We start from the raw sequence: 20754 nt of genomic DNA on the forward strand, positions 1-20754 counted from the left end.
GCCGGGGTGTATTTATCGATCTTTCTGGCGACGTACGATCCGATGTCCGTAGCCGACATCTCCCAGCTCGCAGGAGCCTCCGTGCAGGTACGTATTGCCGTGACCGGGCGCGATGCGGACACGGCCGGCCTCTACGAGTGGCTGCGCGGCGAGCCGCCGCTGCGCGGCCACATCAAGCTCGGCGCCGGACCGGTTGCGCCGGGCGAGATGGGCGCCTCGGCCGAGGTCGTGGTGCAGGCGGTGGGTGCGGCCGTGGGCGGTGGCGCGCTCTGGGCCGCGCTCGCCAACTCGGTCACGGCCTGGCTGTCGCAGCGCCGCTCCGACGTCAGCATTACCGTGACCGGCGCGGACGGCCGCCAGGTCGCGATCGACGCGAAGCGGGTCGCCGATCCGGAGGCCCTCATCCTCCAAGCGGTGGATGCCGTGCTGCCGAAGCCCGCGGCGGAGCCCTGACATTCGTCTTCCCGACCCTCGGCGATCCTATGCGGTGCTGATCGGCACCAGTTCCTACGAGTCCGGCGAGCTGCCGGACCTGCCGGCGGTGCGCAACAACGTCAAGGACCTGGCGAACGAACTGAGCGCCTTCCCGGCCGACCGGCGCATAGTGATCCCCGAGCCGACCGACCTGCGCGCCGTCTACCGCGCGCTGCGGCGGTACGGCGCAGTCGCCGAGGACACCTTCCTGGTCTACTTCGCCGGTCACGGGCGGACCGGGCGGCGCAACGAGCTGTACCTGGGCTTGACCGGCACTGATCCCGATGAGCTCGAAGTCAGTTCCCTGCCCTATGACCTGCTCCGGAACGTGCTTCTCGAAAGTTCCGCGAAGAACCGGATCGTGATGCTGGACTGCTGCTTCAGCGGCCGCGCGACCGAGGACATGGCGGGCGGCGAGGCCACGCTCGTCGGGCAAATGGACATCGAGGGGACGTACGTTCTCGCGTCGACGCCGGCGAACGCGGTGGCGCTGGCGCCGCGAGGCGAGCGATACACCGCGTTCACCGGTGAGCTTATCGAGCTGTTGCGGGCCGGCGTGGGCGGTGAGGAAGACCTACTGACATTCGGCTTTATCTATCAGCACCTCCGGGAGAGAATGATCGGTCGCGGCCTGCCGCGGCCTTGCCAGCGGGGAACCGGAAACGTTGATCGGCTGGCCCTGGCGCGCAACCGCCGGGCCGAGGCGTCGGCCCAGCCCATCCGGCCGCCGCCCGAGGCTCGCACCCGCTGGGGAGCCGGCAAGCCGATCACGGCGTCGCTACGGATGGAATCGGCGATGGGCTGGCTGTTCCTCGCCGCCGGGCTCGCGTACGGCCTGGTCCAGCTGGCGGTTCTCGGCGTCGCCGTGGCGACCAAGGGCGGGTCGGCCGAGTTCACCGATCTTTGGGTCGGCGCTCCCGAGCACCTGGCCCGGGTGTGGTGGGACGACCTGCTGTTGTTGCCGGTGACGATGGTCCTGGGCGTGGTGGTGTGGCGCCGAACCAGGTCGGGCCCGGCCACGCCACGGGTGATCGGGATCGTGGCCGGCTTCGGCCTTCCCTGGGTGATCGCCGCTCCGCTGCATCTGGAGAATGCTCTCGCGGAGGTCGGCACCTGGCCGTTGAGCGATGCCTTCGGATCCGGTTCCGCGTCGCGCGCATGGCTCAGTGGGACGGTGACGGCGGGATACCTCGGCTTGATCAGTGCGACGGTGCTGGGCGCCATCGCCGCCGCTCGACTGCGGACGAAGTCACGACCCGGCTACCAACCGGACGCCTGGGCGGTCATCGTTCTCGCCTGCGTCGCGGCCGCCTCCTACCTGGTCGATACCTACTCATTCGGCTGGGGATACATCTGGACCGCCCACCTCTATTACGTCGGGTTGGCTATGGTGACGATCGCTCTGGCCGTGGTGGCGGTGCGATCGGGCCCGGCCGGCTTGGCCGAGGGCTTGCTGGGCGGCTGGCTGGCCTTCGGCGTGCCGACCGCGGTCTCGGCGCTCTGCTGGGGCTTGACTTTCGCCGCGATGCCGGATGCGCACGGCATCGCACCGCTCGTGTTCGCCACCGCGACTGCGGGAATGCTTGTCGCGTTCGGGATGCGGATCAAGCGTCATCGCAACGGGCCGATCGTCTCCGTGTGATCGGGTCGAAGGCACGGTGCAGGCGGCGTTCGACCGGCGCGGGCGGCCCGAGGACCGGGCGACGCCTGAACGGCCGGCGGGTCCCGCCCGGCAGGGTGGCGGGACCCGGGATCGGGCGCTGAGAGGCCGGGGTCAGAGGACGCCGGCGAAGCGGAGGAACTGCGGGATCGCGTCGATCGGGGCGCCGTCCGGGAGGCGTACGCCCTGGCTCGGTGACCAGCTCGTCTGGTGCAGGTAGGAGGTCGGGTCCTGGCGCAGCTGGCCGATCAGGGTCTCGGCCACGATGCGGCTGCCGACCGGGCCCAGCGTGTTGCCCTGGGCCTTCAGCTCGGACTCGCGCAGCACGTAGAACCACAGCGGGGTACGCGTCTCGAAACCGCCCTGCTGGATGGCGTCGGCCACCGGGCCGGTGCCGGCCACCTCGGCCGCCGTGAGGGTGGGCAGGCCCAGCACCTCGGCCACCGCCTGGCCGGTCGGCAGGCCCAGCCGGTAGCCGCGCAGCAGGTTGCGGCGGGCCAGGTGCTTCAGCAGTGCCAGCAGGTCGGGGCCGCCGGTCTCGCCGGCCGTCTGGTTGACCATCTCGCTCAGCGGCTTCGACAGGTGGGTGTCGATGCGGCGGGCGAAGCGGTCGGCGAACAGGCTGTCCTTGTCGACGAAGCGGTTCCACTCGACCGGCCAGTTGCTCGGCAGCGTCGGGTTGCCGCCCAAGCCTCCCACGCCGGTGAAGCGGAACAGCAGGTCGAGCGACGCGTTCGGCAGGGTGTTGTTGCCGGGACGGCCGAAGTTGCGGTTCCAGTCGTACGCGCCACGGATCATGCTGTGGCCGAAGCGGTACGCGGCGACCGAGAACTCCAGGGGCATGTACGCCGCGTCGAGCAGGCCCGACCCGTCGCTGCCGAGCACGAAGTCGACCACGTCGGGCACGGTCACCGTACGCAGGAAATCGTGAACCACCAGCCACTGGTAGGTCCACCGGGTCAGGTCGCGGGCCCGCAGGAAGACGTCGCTCAAGCCGGTGCGCTGCGGCTCGTTGGCCCGCACCCAGTCGACCGCCGCGTTGTGGAAGCGCAGGAACGCCACGTGCAGCTGGGCGACCACCAGGTTCTCGTCGTTGCGGGCGTCGCCGACCAGCGGCACCTTGTCGGCGCGGCGGGGCAGGTCGCGGGCCAGGTCGTCGACGGGCGGGATGCGTACGCCGACGTTGACCGGGGTGAGCGCGCCGACCCGCAACTTCGCCCGGTCCTCGGCCTGGTACGGCACGGCGATCCGGTCGGGGTTGGTGGGCGCCGGCGCGAACGGGCCGTCGCCGTAGACGGAATCGAGGTTGAGGGCGGGGTTCCGCGCGTTCTTGAGCAGGCCCACCACCTGGTCGGGGTCGAGCGGCGGCAGCGGGGTGTCCCGGATGCTGATCACCTTGTCGTTGTCGGTGGCCGCGGTGAGGTCGTGGTCGACGAACTGACCCCAGTACGTGTAGACGGGCGGGATCGGCGAGCTGCGGTCGTCGGCCGGCGGTTCCTGGTCGATCATCGCGTTGCCGAGCGCGTTGAGCGCCGCGACGGTCGTGGTCACCTCGTCCTCGCTGCCGGCCGGCAGGTGCGCGTCGGGCTTGCCGAGCAGCTCCTTGAACAGATAGTCGAAGTCGGTGGTGCCGACCGGGCCCGCGCTCTGCACGACGTCGCTGAGCTTCGTCCAGCCCTCGCGGCTGAGCTCGGCGGAATCCGGTGCGGTGTCGGCGATCGCGTGGGCGCCGTGTCCGATGTGGGCGATGATCGTGCTGAGGTCGCCGTTGCGTGGCATGGAAATCCCCCGTTCTGGAAAGGACCAAGACTGGCGCCCGCGCGGCCGGAATGCCTCGGGGAACTCCCTCGGTTGGCGGCTACCTGACAAAACGGGAGATGTCCGCCTCGATGAGGTAACGGACGAGCTCGGTGCGCGACCGCACGCCGAGCTTGCGGTAGGCGCCGGAGAGGTGCGTCTCGACGGTCTTCCGGGACAGGCGCAGGGCGGTGGCGGCCTCCGGGTTGCTGAGCCCACCGGCCACGGCCCGGGCCACCTGCAGCTCGCGCCGGGTCAGCCGGGCGAGCGCCGGTGCGGTCAGCGGCAGCTCGCTCAGCCCGTCGATCGGCGACCGGGCGGCGAGGACCATCGCCACCGGCTCATCGCTGATCCGGCGGGCGGCGAACAGCAGGGCGGTGGCCGACGGCTGGTCGATCGCGTCGGCGTCGTCCACCACGACGAGCACCGGGCGGGATCGGGCCGCGCCGACGAGCACATTCAGAACACCCATGCAGAGGGCGTACGGGGTGAAGCCCGGCCCGTCCTCGAGCGCGAGCGCCGCCCCGAGGGCGCGGGCCTGCGGCGGTGGCAGCGGTGGCAGCGCGGGCAGCGGAGGCGGCGCGGGCGGCGTGGGCCGCCGGGTGAGCAGCGGCCGTAGCAGGTCACCGAGCGCCGCGTACGGCAGCGCCGCCTCGCTCTCGACGCCCGAGGTGGCCAGGACGGTGGTCGTTTCCGGGACGCGTTCCATCAGGCGAGCCAGCAGCGCCGTCTTGCCCGCGCCCGGCTCGCCGGTCACCGCCACCGCGCCGCCCCGTCCGGCCCGTAACCCGGCGACCAGCCGTTCGAGGTGCCGCAGGTGCGGCGCCCGGCCGATCTCGGCGTGCGGCTTCGATTCCCATGGCATCAGGCCCCCGTGGAATCCGCGCACGATCCTTGGGTGACCATGCCCGTGATCTGTCGTGGCCGCTGCCGGATCAACGACAGCGCGCGTCGCCCCTGGCGCCCCGCGTCGACACCGGGGACGGTCCCGGCCCACCCCGTGAGGGCGGGGCCGAGTGAAGCACCCGGGTCCGACAATTTCGCTCCGTCATCCACAGCCCGCCCGCGCCACCCCCTCACCCGCCGATATGCCGCAAGACGGCCAAGACCCGCCGATTGTCCCCGTCCGACGCCGGCAGACCCAGCTTGGCGAAAATGCCGGCCACATGCTTCTCCACGACCCCGGGCGTGATGACCAGCGCCGCCGCGATGCCGGCGTTCGACCGGCCCTCGGCCATCAGCGCGAGCACCTCGCGCTCGCGCGGCGTCAGCGACGCCAGCCCGGCCGCCTCCCGCCCGGCCCGCATCAGGTGGCCGACCACCTCCGGGTCGAGCGCGGTCCCGCCGGACGCCACCCGGGTCAGCGCGTCCACGAAGTCGGCGACGTCGGCGACGCGTTCCTTGAGCAGATAACCGACGCCGGTCGGACGGTCGGCGAGCAGCCGGGTCGCGTACCGGGTCTCGACGTACTGGGAGAAGACCAGCACCCCGACGCCGGGATGGTCGCGCCGGATGTCGATCGCGGCGCGCAGGCCCTCGTCGGTGTGGGTCGGCGGCATCCGGATGTCCACAATGGCCACGTCCGGCGCCGAGTCCGCGACCGCCGCGCGCAACGCCTCCGCGTCGGCCACCGCCGCGCATACCTCGAAGCCGCGGTCGGTGAGCAGCCGGACCAGCCCCTCCCGCATCATCGCGGCGTCCTCCGCGATCACCACGCGCATGCCGTCGCCTCTCATACCTGGGTGGGCAGCTCGATCTCGACCCGGGTCGGGCCGCCGGCCGGGCTGTCCACGCGCATCCGGCCGTCCACCACGCCGATCCGCCGGGCCAGGCCGGAGAGCCCCGGGCCGTCCGGGTCGGCCCCGCCGGTCCCGTCGTCCTCGACCGTCATTGTCAGGCGGTCGGCGTCCCCGGCGACGCCGAGGCCGATGCGGCTCGCCCGGCTGTGCTTGGCCGCGTTCGCGAGCAGCTCGGCGGCGCAGAAATAGGCGATGGTCTCGATCGCCGGAGCCGGCCGGGCGGGCAGCTCGACGGTGACCGCGACCGGGACGGTGCTGCTCGTGGCCAGCGTCGCCAGCGCGTCGCCGAGGCCGTTGTCGAGCACCGGCGGATGAATGCCGCGCACCAGGTCGCGCAGGTCGGCGAGGGCGTCCTTGGCGCCGCGGTGGGCGAGCGCGACCAGCTCACGGGCCTGGGCCAGATCGGGTGGCGGGCCGTCGGCGCCCAGCTTCTCGGCCGCCATGCCGAGGTTCATCGCCAGCGTGGCCAGCCGGATCTGGGCGCCGTCGTGCAGGTCCCGTTCCAGCCGGCGCATCATCGTGGCCGCGTCGTCGATCGCGCGGGCCCGGCTGACCTGCAGCTCGCGGACCCGCTCGGCGAGCCGGCCGGGACCGAGCAGCCGGCGCATCGCGGCTACGTCCGGCGTCGTGCCGGCCCGCATCAGCCACGGCGCGACCAGCAGCATCGCGAGGCCGGCGGCGGCGATGACGAACGTGCCGGGGAACGTCCGCGCGTCGATCATGCCGAACGGGGTCAGCGCGTGCACCGGCCCGAGGCGGGTGCCGGGCGGGTGGTTGCGGAACAGCGGCCACCACACCGGATAGCTGAGGTCGACCAGGCCGAAGACGTAGCAGAAGGCGCCGTAGCCCTCGGGTATGGCTAGCGGCACCTTGAGCACGCCGTAGCCGATGGCACGCCAGCCCGGTCCGTCGGCGACCCGGCTCGCCCGGCGCGGCGGCGGCGCGTCGACGCGTACGCCGAGCAGCCGGCCGGCCAGGGCGCGGTGCACCGCTCCGGTCGCGCGCCCGATCGTGGTGGCCAGCACGACGAGGAGCGCGACGGTGAGCGGGAACAGGACCAGGAACACCGGCGCCACCACCGGCGCCGGCCGCTCCGACATCGCCCCGGTCGCCCACAGGATGGCGACGGCCACGGCCGGCAGGGCGGCCGGCACGGCCAGGACCGCGACCGCGCTGACCACGCCGGCGACGCAGAACACCGCCTGGCGCAGGGCCAGGGTGGTGAACGGGGCGCGCAGCGCGGTCATCACGTCATTGTCGCCGGTCACGCGTCGCGGTGGCGGAGCAGCACGCCGCCGCACAGGATCGCCACCGCGGCGTACCCGCACATCAGCAGCACGCTGATCCAGGCCGTGAACAGCCCGGGTATCGGCGAGGTGACCGCGACCGAGTTGAGCAGCATCAGCACCGGGACGAAGCGGCCGACCGCGACCCCGCTCTCGCCGAACAGGCCGGCCGCGATCGTCGGGACGAACATCAGGGCGAAGAGGATGCCGATCGCGGCGCCCGAGTGCCGCACGACCGTCCCGATGCCGACCCCGATCAGGGCGGTGGCAGCGAGATAGACGCCGGTCAGCACGACCGCGCGCCGGACGACCGGGTCGCCGAGGGAGGCGGCCGGGATGGCGGTGCCGCGGATCGCGAGCTGGCCGGCCAGGTAGCCGGCGAAGCTGGCGACCAGGCCGGCGGTGAGGGCCGCCCCGCCGCAGACGGCCACCTTGGCGGCCAGGACGGTCCGGCGCCGGGGCACGGCGGCGAAGGTCGAGCGGATCGTCCCGGTGCCGTACTCGCCGGTCACCATGAGCACGCCGAGCGCGCCGAGCAGCAGCTGGGCGAGGATGGCGCCGCTGAGGCTGTTGTCGAGGATCTGGGCGGCGGTGGCGACCGGGGTGTGCGACCGGTAGCCGAGTCCCACCCCGGCCCCGGCCGCCGCCATCGAGACCACGGTCGCGATCGCCAGCCACCACGTCGACCGGACGCTGCGCAGTTTGATCCATTCCATGCGTGTCGCGTTCCTCATGCCGCTTCGGCTCCTCGGTAGTCGGTGACCGGTGAGGTGAGCCGGAAGAACGCGTCCTCCAGGCTCTCGTGACCGGCGGCGAGCTCGGCGACGGTGGTCTCGGCCAGCAGCCGGCCGCGCCCGATGACCACCAGCCGGTCGGCGGTCTGCGCCATCTCGGCGATCAGGTGGCTGGAGACGAATACCGTCCGGCCCTCGGCGGCGAGCCCGCGCAGCAGGTCCCGGATCCAGCGGATGCCCTCCGGGTCGAGGCCGTTGACCGGCTCGTCGAGCAGCAGGACGCCCGGATCGCCGAGCAGGGCCGCGGCGACGCCGAGCCGCTGGCGCATGCCGAGCGAGTACGTGCCGGCCCGCCGCGAGGCCGCCTCGGACAGGCCGACGGTGCGTAGCACCTGCTCGACCCGGGAGCCGGGGAGGTCGTTGCTCGCGGCCAGCGCGGCCAGGTGCGCGCGGGCGCTGCGGCCGGGATGGAAGGCCCCGGCGTCCAGCAGCGCGCCGACCGCCCGCAGGGGCCGGGCGAGGTCCCGATAGTGGACGCCGTCGATGAGGGCCTCTCCCCGGGATGGGGCGTCGAGGCCGAGGATCATCCGCATCGTCGTCGACTTGCCCGATCCGTTCGGGCCGAGGAAGCCGGTCACCACCCCGGGCCGGACCTGGAAACTCAGCCCGTCGACGGCGACCCGGTCGCCGTACCGTTTGGTCAGCTCATGTAGTTCGATCACAGGAACGACGCTAGGCAGCGCCGGCGGTGGCGGTAAGCCGGAAACCATCCGTCTCGTTCCGGGGGTTTTCCCACCCCTGCGCTCTCACCGGATGATGTGACCCGAGACCGCCGCCGGCGCCGTGAGGTCGGGCTCGCCGTACTCCTCGGTCATGGCCGCGAAGGCGGCCGCCTTGTCCGCGCCGAACCGCCCGACCTCCGCCCGGTAGGTGGCGGCGGTGAGAAAGGCCGGCGGGGTGGTCTTGCTGTGGAACTTGTCCGCGTACATGACCAGGCGCTCCTCGCCGGTCCGCGGCACGTAGTCGGCCGGTGGCAACGGAAGCCGCTGCCGCTCGATGTCCGCGCGGGTGATGCCGACGCCGGTGTGGCACGAGCAGAACCGGCACAGCTCCTCGGGATACCCGAGATCGCGCAGCAGCTCATGGCCGAGAATCCCATGCCGGATGTACGCGTCACCGCGGCCCAGTCGATAGACGCCGATGTCGTGCAGCAGGCAGCCGGCCCGCACCAGAGCCGCGTCCAGCCCCGGCCCGATGAGCTGGGCGGCGATGCCGGCCACGATCTCGCAGTGGGTACGGACCAGCTCGAGCGCCTCCGCCGTCGGCGCGAACCGCTCGTGCAGCGCCCAGATCTCGTCGTCGGCCGGTATGCGCATCCCGCCCATTGTGCCCGGCCGCGGAGCGCGCGCCCGGCCGGCCCGGCAAGGGGCCGCCCGGGCGCCGCGACGGCACCTACGAGCGGAAGGTCACGGTGATCGGGGCCCTGGTCCTCGGCGCCGCGACGTCGACGGTCAGCGTCCGGGTCTCGGCGGCGTAGCTCCAGCCCTTCGCCGTGCGGCCGTCGATCCGGACGGTGCGCGGCGCGTCCGCGTCGAGGATGGTCAGCTTCCAGGCCCGCTTGGCCGCGCCGGCGATCCGCAGCGTCTCGTTGCGGTACGCCAGCACGGTCGCGCCGGCGTCGTCGCGCAGGACGGCCGTGCCGGGGGCGCCCGCGTTCACGGTCGCCCCGTCGGCGGTGGCCACGATGCCGCCGGAGCGGACGAACACCGGCATCGTGTCCAGGGTCGTCGTGATGTCGGCGGAGGTGCCGCCGGCGTACGTCCGGCCGGTGAAGTAGTCGGTCCACGAGCTGCCCGGCGGGAACCAGACCGAGGTGGTGGCCGAACTGCCGGGCGTGGTCACCGGGGCGACCAGCAGATCGGGGCCGTAGAGGTACTCGGCGCCGGCCGTCGCGTACGCCTCCTGCTCGCCGGGGTAGGCGAGGTAGAGCGGCCGGGCCATCGGCATGCCGGTGCGGGTGGCCTCGGCGGCGGCGCTGTACGTGTACGGCAGCAGTTGCTCCCGCAGGCGCAGGAAGGAAGTGGCCGAGGCCTTGGCCGCGGGACCGTACTGCCACGGCAGGCGGTCGCTGTGGTTGGAGTGCAGCCGGTCGATGGGCTGGAACGTTCCGAACTGGACCCATCGCGCGTACAGGTCATCGGGAAGCTTGGTGCTCCCCGGCTCGCTGCCGGGCTCCTGCAGTCCCTGGGTGTGCCCGCCGATGTCGTGGCTGATGGCGGCGAGGCCGGTCGCCACCGACTCACCCGGCGTGTAGCCGACCTCCCACTGCAGCGTCTCCCAGTCGGAGATGGTGTCGCCGGTGAAGTGCAGCGTGGTCCGTTTGTCCGCCCACGGCCCGGTGGGCACGGCGGTCGGGCTGCTGTAGCCGCCGGCCTGCAGCGACCCGTACGCCCGGGAGAACGCGAAGCCGGTCTCGTCGGCGTAGTTCTTGTTGATCCAGGCGTCCGGGGTCACACCGGGCAGCGAGGACCGCGAGCCGTCGCAGCACCAGTCCAGCCACCAGAAGTCGACGTTCCCGGGCGCCATCTGGCGGTGCAGCTGGAAGTACGCGGCGAGCTGGTCCCGGTCGCCCCAGTCGAAGACATAGTTGCCGCCCGCCTGCTGGAGCTTGCCCTTGGCCGTCGCCTGGGCGGCCGCGAACTTGGGGTCCGAGCCCTGGATGCTCGGGTGGATGTTGAAGCCGGTGTGGATGCTCTGCGCGTGTGCCCAGTCCACGAAGCCCTGCGGATCGGGGTACTTCGCCGGGTCGATGGTCCAGCCGTTCCACTGGTCGGGGGCCTTGAAGTCGGTGTCGACCACGAGCACGTCGAGCGGCACGCCCTCGGCCCGGAAGCGGGGCACGATGGTCTGCTGGAAGTCGGCCGCGGTGCGGTCGTAGTACTCCGAGTACCAGACGCCGTACGCCCATCGCGGCAGCAGCTTGGTGGGACCGGTCAACGTGGACAGGTCCCGCAGGCCGCGCGCGTAGTTCTGGCCGTAGCCGAAGACGTAGCCGTCCTGCTCGGCCTCCGGGCGCGACGTGGTGTCGAGCAGCGCCGAGGCCGAGTCGTCGAGCAGCGACCAGCCGTCGGAGTAGAGCAGGCCGGGGACGGTCAGCGCGCCGCGGTCGACGCCGTCCAGGCCGCGGCGGTATCCACCGAGCGGCGCGTGCGGCGCGAGCAGGGGAGAGGCGGCGGTGGTGACGGCGACGGTGTCGAGGTTGACGTTGCAGCTGGCATCGGTGGGACAACCCAGCGACACCGTGTCGGTGCCGGCGGCGAGGGTGACGGGGACCGATACCGTACGCCAGTAGTCCCATCCGCTGGTGGGCGGGAGCGTCGCCGTCGTCCCGTTCACCGTGATGGTCCGCGACTGGATCGGTTGCGCGCCCGCCTTGGCGTTGGCGTAGCGCAGTTGCACGCGGTACTGACCGGCTTTCGGCACCCCGGTCACCGTGAGCGCGTCCCCGGCCCCGGCCCGCTCGAGCCCCGCCACGAAGCCGCTTCCGGCGTAGCCGTTGTGGTCGTTGGCGGTCTTCGCCCCGCCGGTGAAGGCGCCGGTCTCGGCCTCGCACAGCGTCCCGAACGCGCACGGCTGCGGTGCCGGCGGCGTCGGTCCGGGGAAGGTGCCGCCCGGTGCGACGACGGCGAGACTGTCGATGTTCACGTTGCCGGAGTCGGCCGCCGTCCGTACGACGCTGACCTCGTGCCGTCCCGCGGTCAGGCCGAGCGGCACGCTCGCGATGGCCCAGGTGTCCCAGTTGGCGGTGGCCGGGAGCGTGAGGGTACGGGCCGCGCCGCCGTCCACCGAGACCGACAGCGTGCGGGTGACGTTCTGCCCGTCGCCGCCGGTGCTGTTGGCGTACCGCACGCTCAGCTGGTAGTCGCCCGCGGCCGAAGCGGTGGTCGCGAAGGCGAGCGAGTCGCCGGTCGCCTGGAACCCGGCCGCGAAGCCGGATCCGGTGTAGCCGCCGTGGTCGGCCGCGATGCCCGGCCCCTTCAACGCCAGCGACTCCGCCTCGCACAGCGTCCCGAGCGCGCAGTCCGGCGTGGTGCGCCCGGCCCAGGGTGCCGCCTGCACGGTCTGCCTGCCCGCCTTGAGCTGCACGGTGAGGTTGCTCGCGGAGAACGATCCGGAGCCCACCCGGTAGCGCAACGTCATGGCGTCGGTCTCGATGGTCAAATACCCGTTCACCGTACGGCTGCGGAAGCTCGCCGCCGGAAACTTGTCCCGCCCGACCACGTTGAACGTCGCCGCGTCGGTGAACTTGCCGCCGTTCGCGTACTCCGTCCGGATGAGCGTGGGCGACAAAACCTCGAAGCGCGCGTTCCCGGAGACGACGGCCGCATCCCGGGCGCTGCGCCCGACCGCCTGGGCCGGCGACGAGGGCGCCAGCAGCAGACCGCCCACCAGGACGCTGCCGGCCGCCGCCGCGGCAAAGGACCGAACCGAACCACGATCGAGCATGGGCGCTCCTGGTAAAGGGACGAAACCGACATCCGTCGATATAAACGCTGTCACCTCCCGGTGACAAATGTCAATGGATCACTCCTGGGTGTGCCCGCGTCGCCCGATCGGGTGGGGGAGAAGTGCAATTGCATGGTGACCGCGCATTGCCGCTCGGCCATCATGCTTGGCGTGAGCGGACGACGGTGGCGATCGATCGGATGGGCGATCCGGGCGGCGCGGCGGGGCCTGCGGGAGCGCTCGAGTCCGCCCGTGGGGCCTGAGGACAGGGCCGACGAACTGGCGACGATGGTGCATCACCAGTGGACCGAAGAGATGCGGGCAAGAGGACTCGGTGAGGTCCTGCCGGTGCGCTGGTCGGTGATCTCGGCTCCGGACTCCAGCCGGCGGGCGCGGTCGGGAGCCGGCCAGGTGTTCCACGCCGACGATTTCGTGGCCGCCTTCGCCGCGCTCCCGCGGCGGCAACTGCTCATCGTCGGCTCGCCCGGCGCGGGCAAGACTACGGTCGCCATGTTGCTGACTCTCGATCTTTTGCGCCGGCGGGCGCCGGGTGACCCCGTTCCGGTCCTGTTGCCGGCGGCCGCATGGGATCCGGGCGATTCGGTGGACGACTTCATGGTCCGCCACCTGACCGACCATTACTACGGCGGCCGTCGCTCCGCCTCGGAGATCACTCGAGAGCTCGTGGCGCAGCGGGCAATTCTTCCAGTGATCGACGGTGTCGACGAGCTGCGTGACGCCACCGTGGCCTTCAAGGAACTGAGCCGGTACGCGGGCGCCGGCGGATCGTTCGTGGCCACATCGCGGGCTGCCGCCTATGGCGAAGGGCTGGCCAAAGGCGTCGTTCCGCCCGCCATGACGGTGGTGGAGCTCGAGCCGCCACCGGTTGATGCGGTCGCGAGCTTTCTGGCCAGCTCGGTACCGTCGTCGGACAAGCGCTGGCGTCCGTTGATCGAGGCGCTGCGAGCCGACCCGGCGGGACCGCTGGCAGCGGCGTTGGCCACCCCGCAGTTCGTTCAGCTGGCGCGATCGATCTATTCGCAGGCCGACAGCGCGCCCAGCGAGTTGCTGGACATCGGTCGTTTCCCGACCCGGGAGGCGATCGAGACGCACCTGCTCGGCCGCTTCGTCGCGGCCGTGTTTCCCGAGCCGGGCGGGCCCTATCGATCACCGGCATATTCGGTGCGCGCGTATCGATGGCTCTCGGCGCTGGCCAACCGTCTGGACAACGACAATGCGACGACCATCGGCCTGCCGGAGCTGACCGGTGCGGTGCCACCGTACGTCTCCACCGCCGTCTCGGTCCTCTTGGCCGCGGTGGCGGGTGCCGCGGGACTTTTGAGCAGCAGGTGGCTGGGCCTGATGCTGTTCATTCTCGTCCTGGCCAACACCCTGGCGACCGGCAGGCGGCCGGCTTCCTTCCAGCGGATCGGTCTGCGGCGGAATGCGGAACTGGTGTGGGCATGGTTCCTTCTCGGTATCCTCGCAAGCGGAAGCGCTGTGGTTATCGGGCTCATCCTGGCCGAGCCGGTCGCGCGAACCGCCGTGGTGGCGGTCGGGGCATGCTTCGCTCCGATGGCCGCGTTGACCATTGCGGTCGGCATGCCGGCGCGCGGCTCGTTCGCGTCGAACCTACGGGCGCTCGCGCACGCCGATCGTCGATATGCTGCTCTTTGCGCTCTGCTCTGCGGGATGCTGGGGCTCGCCGCCGCCGCTGCCGGAGGTGACCTGGGCTTCGCAGCCGGACCTGTCCTGGCCGGTGTCCTTGTCGGAGTGACGGGCACCGCCTCGTGCCGACTGCTCATGAGTGCCTTGTGGCTCAGGGCGCGAGGTGAGGCGCCGCTGGGTCTCCTGTCGTTCCTGGAGGCGGCTCAGGGCGCCGGCGTGCTGCGCCAGAAGGGGTCGGTCTATCAGTTCCGGCACGCCGCGCTGCAGGAGTACCTGAGTGAGCACGGTGATGCCCCCGACGCCGTCCAACCGCCGAAACGCACGCCGGCGAGCACGGCAATCGAGGAACTGCGGACCGTGCTGGTCGAGGCCGCCTTTGAGCAGGCGACGGTGCGCTATCTGATCGAGCCGGATCGGATCGGCCGCCTCAAGGACGAGATCGGCGCCGAGCTGAGCAACGACAGCGCGCGGGTGGCGTCCGCGACGACGGCCCAGTGGGATCGGCTGGCCGACGCGCGCCGGCGTTATCTCGACCAGGCCGGCATCCCGCGGCCGGCGAGCGTATCGATCGGGTACGCCGCCGTCGCGGGCTTTCTGGCGGCCGTCGCGCTCACCGGGGTGGCGCTCCACGTGTGGAACGCCGGTGGCCCGCTCGCGGCGCTTGCCCTGGTCGCCGGCGGCGCTGTCCTCATCGAGCTGCCCCTCCTCGAAGTGTGGCGCCGGGCCGCGGTGGTGCGCGGCGAGGCGAACGAAGGCGAGGAGCAGTATTGGCCCGGTGCCCGGATCCGGAAACGCCGTCGCTGGTGGCGGGGGCTCCGCCGGATCCGGATCTTTCCGGAGCCGTGGTGGCCATGGGCTCGATGGTCGGCCCTCGTACTGGGCATGCTGGGCGTGGCGGAGCTCGTGGTCTACGCGATTCGGGATTACTCGGTCACCCGGGCCAGCACACTGTTCGGCTCATTGTTTCTCCTGGTCACTACGGGCGTCGCGGTCGTACTCGGGCTGGTGTGGCTCTGGTCGCGGCCCTGGCATCGGCGGCTCGTGGCACTCCGGGCCGTCAACAAGGCCGCCTGGCCGTCCGCGGATGAAATGCCTTGGGCCGTCTCCGCTCGCCGGCTTGCCGTGCAGGCGTGGAACGAGTGGTCGGCCGCCGTCGTCGACCTCGGGGTCCTTCCGCTCATCAGCGCCAAGGTGGAGCCCCTCACGCGCCGCAGCTATGACACCGAGCTGCCGCCGGTGTCGGTCGAGCGGCTCGGCGACATTACCGAGGGGGTGCAGTTCGTCGCCACCGCCGAGAGCGACCGCCTCAGCCGCACGCTCGCCTCCACGCTCACCGCCGCGATCGGGGTCAGCGGCCCGCGCGGCGTCGGCAAGACCACGCTGCTGCGGCGCTTCGGGGACCAGCGCATCGGCTCCAGCACCGACAACCTGATGCTCTTCGTCTCGGCGCCGACCAGCTACAACGGGCGCGACTTCCTGGTGCATCTGTTCGCCCGCCTCTGTCAGGCGGTGCTGCCGCCCGGCGACGTCACCACCGAGCCCGGCCACGCCCGCCGCCGGGTGCGCGCCGGCTGGCCGTGGGTGTCTGCCCTGGCCGGGGCGCTGCTGATGGCCGGCGCGATCTGGTGGGACGCCGCTGCGGCGATCCCCTTGTGGCTGGCCGGCCATCTCCGGCCGGTGGCGCTGGGGGCCGGGGTGGTGCTTCTCCTGCTGCCCACGGCCCGGACGGTGCTGGTCCGTCGCCGGCGGCCGCGGGACGGCTCGGTCCACGAGCTGGCCCGGCAGCACCTCCGCCGGTTGCGCTATCTCGAGACGCTGACGGTCACCCGCGGCGCCACGGTCAAGACGCCCGCCAGTGTGGACGCCACCGCTTCGATGGCCCGGCAGCGAGCCGAGCAGATCCGCACCTATCCGCAGCTCGTCGGGGACTTCCGGGAGTTCCTCGGCCTGGTCGGCCTGCATCTGCGCAGCCGGCCGGGACGCGCGTACTCCCGGGTTGTGATCTGTGTCGACGAACTCGACAAGATCGCTACCGCCGAGCAGGCCGAGCAGTTCCTCAACGACCTCAAGACGATCTTCGGAGTGGACGGTTGCGTGTTCCTGGTGGCGGTCTCCGAGGACGCCTTGTCCAGTTTTGCCCGGCGAGCGCTCACCACGCGAACCACCTTCGACACCGCGTTCGACGACATCATCACGCTGCGCCGGTTCGGGCTCGCGGACACCCGACGACTCCTTGTGCAGCGGGTTTTACGACTTCCCGAGCCGTACGTCTGGCTCTGTCATTGCCTTTCCGGAGGCCTGCCGCGGGACCTGAACCGCGCCGTGCGCCTGCTCTACGATGTGCATGCCCACCGGGGGATGACCGATTTCGCCCAGCTCGCGGCCGAACTCGTCCGGCACGACCTCGACTCGGTCGCCTACGGGCAGGCGCTGAAACTCGCCGACCAGTCCGATCCGCCGACCGCGCGGCTCACCCGGTGGCTGAGCGGGGCGCGCGGCGTCTCCCTAACCGCGGGGAGCATCCGGGAGTACGCGAAGAACGCCCCCACCTGCGAGGACCCGGAGAAGAGCCCGGGGATCGTGCTGATGACCGAGCAGTTCGCGGCCTATCTCGATTACGTGGCGGCCGTGCTCGACCGGTTCTGCGAGCGAACCGGCGAGACGATCGACCGCCTCCGGGATGTCACCGACGACAACGCCAACCCGGTCGTCGAACTGGCCGCGGCCCGGGCCGAGCTGGCCGCCGACCCGGTGACCGCTCGGGCCTCCGTCGACGCCTTTCTCGCGAACATGGACGCCGAGGTGCCTCCGGCTTGACCGTACGGGTAGCGTGCTGCCCTGTTCTGCAGGGAGCCACAATTGCCGACGGATGACGAACTCGCCGACGCGCTGATCTCGGCGCGGGCCGGTGACGAGCAGGGCTTCGCCGTTCTCTGGCGGGCCCTGCACCCGGCCGTCCTGCGCTACCTGCGGGTGGTCGCGGGCGGCGCGGCCGAGGACGTCGCGTCTGAGACCTGGCTGCAGGTCGCCCGCGATCTCGACCGGTTCACCGGCGACCCCGCCGCCTTCCGCGGCTGGCTGTTCAGCATCGCCCGCAATCGTGGCATCGACGAGCTGCGGCGGGCCGGCCGGCGGCGCGAGGACCCGTCCGGCTCGGTCGCCCCGGAGTCGATCGGCCGCGACGCCGCCGCCGAGGTGATCGAGGGCGCCGAGACCGCGTGGGCGCTGGAACGGATCGCGGCCCTGCCGGCCGACCAGGCCGAGGCGGTGATGCTGCGGGTGGTGGCCGGCCTCGACGTCGCGGCCACCGCTCATGTGCTGGGTAAACGCCGCGGCGCGGTGCGCATCGCGACCATGCGCGGGCTGCGCCGGCTCGCCGCCGACCCGGACGTGCGGAAACGCGCGCCGGACAGCTCGCGCCAGGAAACCGCCGGGGAGGTGTAACAGGATGCGGATGCCGAGCGCACTCCTACGTGCGATGCGTACATGGCGAGCGGACCGGGACGGCCTCGAGGAGGCCGATCGCCTGGTCGCGGGCGATCGGGCCGGTCCGGGGAGCCCCGGGCTGGACCACCTGCTCGACGCCGTTCGAGCCCCCGGCACGCCGGGGGAGATGAGCGGTGAGCGGGCGATGGTCGCTGCTCTCGCCGCGGAGCGTCGCCGTGCTGCGCTGACCACGCGACCGAAGGGATCCATTCGTGTCCAGGTGCCGGCCTCCGGCCGGAGGTTTGTCGTGAGCCTCGCGGCCGGGGTGGCCGTCCTCGGGCTGGCCGGCACCGCCGTGGCGGCAGAGACCGGAAGTCTCCCCGCCGGTGTCCAGCAGCACGCGCACCGTCTGTTCTCGGCGCTGGGCGTACCAGCGCCGAGAACAGGCACCACGCCGCCGGCGCCGGCCCGCAGCCGCTCCCGGCCGGCGCACACGCCCAGGAGCACGCCCGCGCCCACGACGGCGGGGCCGGCCACCACCACGCCCGGCGCCGGTCCGGCCGTGGCCTGGTGCGCGGCCTGGCGGACGGCCGCGGACGGCGGCAAGCCGATGAACGGCCGGGACCGCAAGGACCTGGTCGCCGCCGCCGGCGGAGCGGACAACGTGGCGTCGTACTGCGCCCGGATCGCCCCCTCCACCGGCCCGGCCGGCCCCGCCACCTCGGTCACCACCACGAAGCCCGGCCGGTCGCCGTCGCACAAGCCCAAGCCGTCCCACCCCACCCCGCACGCGACGACGCCGGGTCACCCCGGCAACGGCAAATGATCGTCGAGCCGGTCTTCGTCGACCGGTCCGGCCGGCGCCGCCGGGTCGTGCTGGTCGCGGGCGCCGCCGGGGCGGCGTTGCTGCTGGCGGCGGTCGTCGTGCTGGTGGCCGGGTTCACCGGTGCCGGCCCGGCCGGGATCACCGGCTGGCCGGCGGCGGAGGCCGGCAAGGCCTCTCCGCGACATCGCGCGCCGGTCCCCGCGTCGTCCCCGGCGGCGCGGGCGGACGCCGGCACCACCGCGCGCCGCACCGTCCGGCCGGCCACGCCCACCCCGCCCGCGACCGGCAGTGTGACCCCGAGCGCGACACCGAATGCGACGCCCAGCACTACGCCGAGCACCGCGCCGGCCCGCGGCAAGGGCCGGATCCATTCGCCGAGCGGGCGGCCGCCGAGGAAGGGATGAGGTGGGGAAGCGGGTTCTGCGTCGCGAGCCGCGCGCGCACTGGCTGCTGCTCGCCGTGGCCATGGTCGTCCTGCTGGCGGAGCTCTGCCTCAACGGCTACGTGACCCATGCCGGCGCCGAGGACGCGACGTCGCCGGAGCGGGCCCCGGAGCCGGCGCCGGCGGCGGCGACCGGCGCGGCCGCGGTCCAGCGCGCCGAGCCTGGCGGCGCCGTGACCAGCCGCGCCGTCCCGGCCCGGACCATCGCGCTGACCTTCGACGACGGGCCCGACCCGGTGTGGACGCCGCGTATCCTCGCCGTGCTGGCCCGGTACCACGCCCGCGCCACGTTCTTCGAGGTCGGCTCCCGGGTCAACCGGTACCCGGAGCTCGCCCGCCGGGTCGTGGCCGGCGGCAACGAGATCGGGTCCCACACGTTCACGCATCTCGCCCCCGGCGCCCCGGCGTGGCGGATGCGGGCCGAGCTCACCCTCACCGGCAACGCCGTCGCCGCCGCCGTCGGGCGCCGCCCGGTCCTGCTCCGGCTGCCCTACTCCTCGACGCCGTCGGCGCTCACCGCGGTCGAGTACACCGCCTGGCGCGAGGCGGCGCCCGGCTATCCGCTCGTGCTGACCGACCACGACACCCGCGACTGGTCGCGCCCCGGCGCCGAGGCGATCGCCCGGGCCGTGCGCCCCGGGATCGTCATGCTGCACGACAGCGGCGGCGACCGTTCGCAGACGGTGGCCGCGCTCGATCGGGTGATTCCCCGCCTCCAGGCCCAGGGTTACCGGTTCGTCACCGTCTCCGAGGCGCTGCGGTTGCCGGCGGCGCCGGCCGCCGGCGCGGCCGAGCGGTGGCGCGGTCAGGCGCTGCGGCTGGCGCAGCTCGCCGCGGCCGGGCTGACCCGGTTCCTGACCGCCGCCATGGTGGCGGCCGTGGTGCTCGGCCTGCTGCGTCTCGCGGTCCAGCTGGTCACGGCCGCCGCCCACGTCCGCCGGGCGCGTCGCCGGCATCGGCGGCCGCTGCGCGACCTCGGTCCGGTGAGCGTCGTGGTGCCCGCCTGCAACGAGGCCGCCAACATCGCCGCGACCGTCCGCTCGATGGTCGGCGGCGACTACCCGGCGATCGAGGTGATCGTGGTGGACGACGGTTCCACCGACGACACCGCCGGCATCGTCGAGCGTCTCGGCCTGCCCGGCGTTCACGTGGTGCGGCAGCCGAACGTCGGAAAGGCGGCCGCCCTCAACACCGGCATCCGGCACGCCCGCGGCGACATCCTGATCCTGGTCGACGGGGACACCGTCTTCGAGCCGGACGCGGTCGGCCGCCTCGTGCAGCCGCTCGCGGATCCCCGGGTCGGGGCGGTCTCCGGAAACACCAAGGTCGCCAATCGCGGCGGCCTGCTCGGCCGGTGGCAGCACCTCGAGTACGTCCTCGGCTTCAACCTCGACCGCCGGATGTTCGAGATGGCGCGCTGCATGCCGACCGTACCGGGCGCGATCGGCGCGTTCCGCCGTGCCGCCGTGCACGACGCCGGCGGCGTGTCCCGGGAGACGCTGGCCGAGGACACCGACTTCACCATGGCCGTCCTGCGCGCGGGCTGGCTGGTGGTCTACGAGCCGCGGGCGGTCGCGTGGACCGAGGCGCCGGCCACGCTGCGCCAGCTCTGGCGACAGCGGTACCGGTGGTGCTACGGCACCATGCAGGCCATGTGGAAGCACCGCCGCTCCGTGCTGCACCGGGGCGCCGGCGGGCGGCTCGGCCGGCGCGGCCTCGGCTACCTGCTGCTCTTCCAGGTGCTGCTGCCGCTGACCGCGCCCATGATCGACGTGTACACGCTCTACAGCCTGCTGTTCCTGCCGTTCGGCAAGGCCGCGCTGGTCTGGGCCGTCTTCACCGTGCTGCAGGCGGCCACGGCCGCGGTCGCGCTGCGTCTCGACGGTGAGCGCTACGGTCCGCTCTGGAGCCTGCCGCTCCAGCAGGTCGTCTACCGCCAGCTGATGTACCTGGTCGTCATCCAGTCGACGGTGATGGCGGTGCTCGGCGGCAGGCTGCGCTGGCATCGCATGGTCCGCACCGGCGCGGCCGCCGTGCACGCGGGTCACCCGGGCCGCGCCGGCTCCGCGTAACGCCCGGGCCGTCCCGAGCGCTCTTTCTCCCGTGACGACACTGCGCCCGCACGGGGAGGTGGAC

15 protein-coding genes are annotated in these 20754 nt (G+C 72.7%); 7 read left to right on the forward strand and 8 right to left on the reverse strand.

Annotated features, from left to right (window positions below; all coding sequences use genetic code 11):
• Nucleotides 1–81: 81 nt before the first annotated feature.
• Both ACQP2F_RS11310 and ACQP2F_RS11315 read left to right on the forward strand, forming a co-directional pair.
• Nucleotides 82–453 (forward strand): effector-associated constant component EACC1, encoded by a 372-nt coding sequence (locus ACQP2F_RS11310; RefSeq protein ID WP_433303182.1) that lies wholly within the window; start codon nucleotides 82–84, stop codon nucleotides 451–453.
• A 34-nt stretch (nucleotides 454–487) separates the two neighbouring features.
• Nucleotides 488–2116: a caspase family protein gene (locus tag ACQP2F_RS11315; protein ID WP_433303184.1), complete on the forward strand. Its 1629-nt coding sequence runs from the start codon at nucleotides 488–490 to the stop codon at nucleotides 2114–2116.
• Between the two features lie 132 nt (nucleotides 2117–2248).
• Here ACQP2F_RS11315 and ACQP2F_RS11320 read toward each other — a convergent pair whose 3' ends face one another.
• The 8 genes from ACQP2F_RS11320 to ACQP2F_RS11355 form a co-directional block, all read right to left on the reverse strand.
• Nucleotides 2249–3913: a peroxidase family protein gene (locus ACQP2F_RS11320; RefSeq protein ID WP_433303186.1), complete on the reverse strand. Its 1665-nt coding sequence runs from the start codon at nucleotides 3911–3913 to the stop codon at nucleotides 2249–2251.
• A gap of 79 nt (nucleotides 3914–3992) precedes the next feature.
• Complete coding sequence (locus ACQP2F_RS11325) at nucleotides 3993–4796, reverse strand: helix-turn-helix transcriptional regulator (RefSeq protein WP_433303188.1); 804 nt, start codon at nucleotides 4794–4796, stop codon at nucleotides 3993–3995.
• 211 nt (nucleotides 4797–5007) lie between these two features.
• Nucleotides 5008–5652: a response regulator transcription factor gene (locus ACQP2F_RS11330; RefSeq protein WP_433303189.1), complete on the reverse strand. Its 645-nt coding sequence runs from the start codon at nucleotides 5650–5652 to the stop codon at nucleotides 5008–5010.
• Between the two features lie 11 nt (nucleotides 5653–5663).
• Nucleotides 5664–6977, reverse strand: a complete 1314-nt coding sequence (locus ACQP2F_RS11335) for a sensor domain-containing protein (RefSeq protein WP_433303191.1) — start codon at nucleotides 6975–6977, stop codon at nucleotides 5664–5666.
• Nucleotides 6978–6994: 17 nt separating this feature from the next.
• Entirely contained in the window at nucleotides 6995–7732 is a 738-nt protein-coding gene (locus ACQP2F_RS11340) for an ABC transporter permease subunit (protein ID WP_433303193.1), read from the reverse strand.
• 14 nt (nucleotides 7733–7746) lie between these two features.
• Nucleotides 7747–8472, reverse strand: coding sequence for an ABC transporter ATP-binding protein (locus ACQP2F_RS11345; protein ID WP_433303195.1), 726 nt, complete (start codon nucleotides 8470–8472; stop codon nucleotides 7747–7749).
• 84 nt (nucleotides 8473–8556) lie between these two features.
• Nucleotides 8557–9126, reverse strand: a complete 570-nt coding sequence (locus ACQP2F_RS11350) for an HD domain-containing protein (protein ID WP_433303197.1) — start codon at nucleotides 9124–9126, stop codon at nucleotides 8557–8559.
• Between the two features lie 76 nt (nucleotides 9127–9202).
• The gene (locus ACQP2F_RS11355; RefSeq protein WP_433303199.1) at nucleotides 9203–12256 is read right to left on the reverse strand and encodes a TIM-barrel domain-containing protein; all 3054 of its coding nucleotides are present in this window, start codon (nucleotides 12254–12256) and stop codon (nucleotides 9203–9205) included.
• A 252-nt stretch (nucleotides 12257–12508) separates the two neighbouring features.
• On the opposite strand from ACQP2F_RS11355, the gene ACQP2F_RS11360 reads away from it, so the two are divergent.
• From ACQP2F_RS11360 to ACQP2F_RS11380, 5 genes are read left to right on the forward strand one after another with little or no spacing between them, the layout of a single operon-like run.
• Entirely contained in the window at nucleotides 12509–16741 is a 4233-nt protein-coding gene (locus tag ACQP2F_RS11360; RefSeq protein WP_433303201.1) for a hypothetical protein, read from the forward strand.
• A gap of 42 nt (nucleotides 16742–16783) precedes the next feature.
• Entirely contained in the window at nucleotides 16784–17368 is a 585-nt protein-coding gene (locus tag ACQP2F_RS11365) for an RNA polymerase sigma factor (protein ID WP_433303203.1), read from the forward strand.
• 34 nt (nucleotides 17369–17402) lie between these two features.
• On the forward strand, nucleotides 17403–18176 hold the full coding sequence (locus tag ACQP2F_RS11370) for a hypothetical protein (protein ID WP_433303204.1): 774 nt from the start codon (nucleotides 17403–17405) through the stop codon (nucleotides 18174–18176).
• Nucleotides 18173–18580 (forward strand): hypothetical protein, encoded by a 408-nt coding sequence (locus ACQP2F_RS11375; protein WP_433303206.1) that lies wholly within the window; start codon nucleotides 18173–18175, stop codon nucleotides 18578–18580. Before ACQP2F_RS11370 ends, ACQP2F_RS11375 begins: the two co-directional genes overlap by 4 nt.
• 1 nt (nucleotide 18581) lies before the next feature.
• On the forward strand, nucleotides 18582–20690 hold the full coding sequence (locus tag ACQP2F_RS11380; protein ID WP_433303208.1) for a bifunctional polysaccharide deacetylase/glycosyltransferase family 2 protein: 2109 nt from the start codon (nucleotides 18582–18584) through the stop codon (nucleotides 20688–20690).
• Nucleotides 20691–20754 lie beyond the last annotated feature (64 nt).

It is taken from the genome of Actinoplanes sp. CA-030573 (assembly GCF_050951115.1).
Taxonomy (GTDB): Bacteria; Actinomycetota; Actinomycetes; order Mycobacteriales; family Micromonosporaceae; genus Actinoplanes.

What these genes read in the sequence shown, in the direction of transcription:
- ACQP2F_RS11320 (WP_433303186.1), bottom strand. Translation starts at nt 3,913, where the DNA reads ATGCCACGCAACGGCGACCTCAGCACGATCATCGCCCACATCGGACAC.
- ACQP2F_RS11325 (WP_433303188.1), bottom strand. Translation starts at nt 4,796, where the DNA reads ATGCCATGGGAATCGAAGCCGCACGCCGAGATCGGCCGGGCGCCGCAC.
- ACQP2F_RS11330 (WP_433303189.1), bottom strand. Translation starts at nt 5,652, where the DNA reads ATGCGCGTGGTGATCGCGGAGGACGCCGCGATGATGCGGGAGGGGCTG.
- ACQP2F_RS11335 (WP_433303191.1), bottom strand. Translation starts at nt 6,977, where the DNA reads ATGACCGCGCTGCGCGCCCCGTTCACCACCCTGGCCCTGCGCCAGGCG.
- ACQP2F_RS11340 (WP_433303193.1), bottom strand. Translation starts at nt 7,732, where the DNA reads ATGGAATGGATCAAACTGCGCAGCGTCCGGTCGACGTGGTGGCTGGCG.
- ACQP2F_RS11350 (WP_433303197.1), bottom strand. Translation starts at nt 9,126, where the DNA reads ATGCGCATACCGGCCGACGACGAGATCTGGGCGCTGCACGAGCGGTTC.
- ACQP2F_RS11355 (WP_433303199.1), bottom strand. Translation starts at nt 12,256, where the DNA reads ATGCTCGATCGTGGTTCGGTTCGGTCCTTTGCCGCGGCGGCGGCCGGC.
- ACQP2F_RS11370 (WP_433303204.1), top strand. Translation starts at nt 17,403, where the DNA reads ATGCGTACATGGCGAGCGGACCGGGACGGCCTCGAGGAGGCCGATCGC.
- ACQP2F_RS11375 (WP_433303206.1), top strand. Translation starts at nt 18,173, where the DNA reads ATGATCGTCGAGCCGGTCTTCGTCGACCGGTCCGGCCGGCGCCGCCGG.